This window comes from Flavobacterium pedocola, from assembly GCF_053764385.1.
In genome coordinates this window covers 1-3110 of sequence record NZ_JBSNCR010000017.1, presented here as the reverse complement: position 1 = coordinate 3110, position 3110 = coordinate 1, and the positions used below count along the sequence as shown (strand labels likewise).

Here is a 3110-nt window from a genome sequence, read left to right as displayed (position 1 = left end):
ATCCCTAAAGGTATCTCACCAAACGGCGACGGTTTGAACGATGGTTGGGATCTTGAAGGTTTAGGTGCGAGAAAGGTACAGATCTTCAACCGTTACGGAACTACGGTTTACGAGCACGGCAGTGGCTACACGAACCAGTGGCACGGTCAGTCCAAAGGTGGCGATGAGTTACCGGATGGAACGTACTACTTCGTAATTGAAGCGGGAGACGGATCGACCAAAACGGGTTGGGTATACATCAACAGAGAGCAATAAATAAAGAAAGGCACTGCTTCTTTTTAAGGGGCAGTGCGCTTTCAAAAAAATAAAACAATACAAGTAATGAAGAAACTATATTTAGGTGTTTTGGTGGGCTTGCTGGGAGTAACGGAAGGTTATGCCCAACAGGATCCTCACTATACGCAGTATATGTACAATATGAGTGTTATGAACCCGGCGTATGCTGGTTCGAAGGACAATTTGTCTTTGGGGCTTTTGTACCGCAAGCAATGGGTTGAGATCGAAGATGCACCGACCACGGCTACTTTTTTCGGCCACAGCCCTGTGGGGAAGAATGTTGGATTGGGGTTGTCGGTGATCAATGATAAGATCGGTCCTGTTGAGGAGACCAATGCGTATGCGGACTTCTCGTATACCTTAAAGCTGAACGAGGAGCACAAACTGGCCTTCGGGATGAAAGGTGGGGCGACGTTCCACAAGGTAGCGTTGTATGACGATATCGGTAACGGTCACGTTCCGGATCTGAACGACCCTGCTTTTGCGGAGAACACCAGCAACACGTTTTTGAACATCGGAGCGGGCTTGTTCTACTATACCAACAAATACTATTTAGGGGTATCGGTACCGAACATGCTAAAATCGAAACACCTTGACTTTAACGGCAGGGAGTTCGGTTCGGAAGCCTCGCATTATTTTGTGACGGGGGGTTATGTGTTCGACATCAACGAGAATGTGAAGTTAAAACCTTTTGCGATGGTGAAATCGGCCTTCAACGCGCCGACCTCACTGGATGCGTCTTTAAACACGCTTTTGTATGAGAAACTGGAGCTTGGGTTAACCTACCGTCTGGAGGATTCCTTCGGGGCGATGGTGAACTTCGGGATCACCAAGGACCTTCGCATCGGTTATGCATACGACCACATTATCTCGGATCTTAACGCGAAGACCAAATCGTCTCACGAGTTCATGCTGTTATGGGATGTGAGCTTCTCTAAGAAAGTATCCACCTCACCGAGATTTTTCTAATTTAACCGCGATTATAACATGAAGAAAACCTATATCACTTTAAGTTTTGTATTCGCTGGTTTATTAGCATCAGCACAAAACAAAAACACTCAGGAGGCTGACAAGCTCTACAACCGTTACGAGTATATGGACGCCGCTGAGCAGTACTTAAAACTGGTTAGCGCGGGCAAGGCGGACAATTACGTGTACCGTCAGCTTGCCGACAGCTATTACAATATGTTCAACACCCAGGAGGCAGCCAAATGGTATGCTAAGGCAACGGAAGAGAAACAGGAAGCGGAGATTTACTACCGCTATGCCCAGATGCTAAAGGCCGATGGCAAATACGCCGAATCCAATGCGCAGATGGAGAAGTTCGCAGCCTTGGCTCCTAACGACCAAAGAGCGGTGGCCTTTAAAAAAGAGCCGGACTACATCCCAAGACTGACGGCACAACAGAAACTGTTCGATTCCAAAACGATGGACATCAACAGCGAGAAGTCGGACTTCGGGGCGGTACTGACTAATGACAATACCTTGTACTTCGCCAGTGCGCGCAATACCTCAAGAAAAAACTACGGGTATAACGACGAGCCGTACCTGGATTTGTACAAAGCCACTAAAAACGCAGACGGCACCTACAGCAAACCCACAGAGGTAGAAGGCACCAACAGCAAATGGCACGACGGACCGGCCACGATCAGTGCGGACGGCACCACGATGTACTTTGCCAGTGAGACCTTCCGCGACCAGGTGTTCGACAAGGACAAGGCCAAGAAACTGAAATACGGTAAGGTAGGGCTTTACAAAGCGACTATGGCGGACGGCAAATGGACCAACATCCAAGCGCTTCCACTGAACAACAAAGACTACAACGTAGGGAACCCAAGCATCAGTAAAGACGGAAAGACCTTATACTTCTCCTCGGACATGCCGGGCGGAGTGGGACAATCGGATATCTGGAAGGTAACGGTAAACGGCAACGATTACGGTACCCCGGAGAACCTAACGGCTATCAATACAGAAGGCCGCGAGAACTTCCCGTTTGTCACCGATGAGAACAAACTGTACTTCTCTTCAGACGCTAAACAAGGTTTTGGAGGTATGGATGTTTTTGTGGTGGATTTAAACAAAGGCATGGAAGTGAAAAACGTGGGTAAACCGGTAAACTCGGAGAAAGACGATTTTGCCTTTACCTTCAACACCGAGCAGAAAACAGGATTCTTCTCCAGTAACCGTGGCGGGCAGGATGATATCTTCATGGCCATCCCGGTATGTGGGGTACAGATCCAGACCACCGTTAAAAACGCTAAAACAGGCGAACTGTTATCCGGTGCTTCTGTAGCGATTTTGGACGACCGCAACAACGTGATCGAAACCAAATACACTACGGCCGACGGTTTTGTGGGCTATGCAGTGGACTGTGACAAACCGTATACGCTGCAGGTATCCAAAGACGGCTTTGTGAGCAAGACCATCGCGGTGGACAAGACCCAAGGCGGGGAGAAACCGGTAATCGCAGAGTTGGATCCGATCGATGTGATCGTAACGGAGACGGAAGTGATCTTAAACGACATCTTCTTCGAATACAACAAGAGCAACATTACTAAGGCCGGTGCCTTCGAACTGGACAAGTTAGTTCAGGTGATGAAGAACAGCCCGAACATGGTGATCATGGTAAAATCACACACGGACAGCCGCGGTACGGACAGCTTCAACATGAACCTGTCGGACAGACGTGCTAAATCTACGGTACAATATGTGATCTCTAAAGGTATTGCCAAGGAGCGAATCTCCGGCAAAGGCTTCGGGGAGAGCGAACCGAAAGTACAGTGCGCCGACTGCACCGAGGAGGAACATGCTAAGAACCGTCGTTCGGAGTTTAT

General features: G+C 48.6%; 3 protein-coding genes. All 3 read left to right on the top strand.

The window, feature by feature from the left end:
* Positions 1-255: gliding motility-associated C-terminal domain-containing protein (locus ACWPKD_RS15180; protein ID WP_455413537.1), on the top strand; the 255-nt coding region annotated here is incomplete at its 5' end.
* 66 nt (positions 256-321) lie between these two features.
* Positions 322-1245 carry a PorP/SprF family type IX secretion system membrane protein gene (locus ACWPKD_RS15175; protein WP_455413536.1) on the top strand — a complete coding sequence of 308 codons (924 nt, stop codon included), beginning with the start codon at positions 322-324 and terminating at the stop codon, positions 1243-1245.
* 18 nt (positions 1246-1263) lie between these two features.
* Positions 1264-3110 (top strand): OmpA family protein (locus ACWPKD_RS15170; RefSeq protein ID WP_455413535.1); only part of this gene is annotated, 1847 nt, incomplete at its 3' end.

Excerpts from the sequence above, each read along its gene's own strand:
- ACWPKD_RS15175 (WP_455413536.1), top strand. The coding sequence starts at position 322 with ATGAAGAAACTATATTTAGGTGTTTTGGTGGGCTTGCTGGGAGTAACG.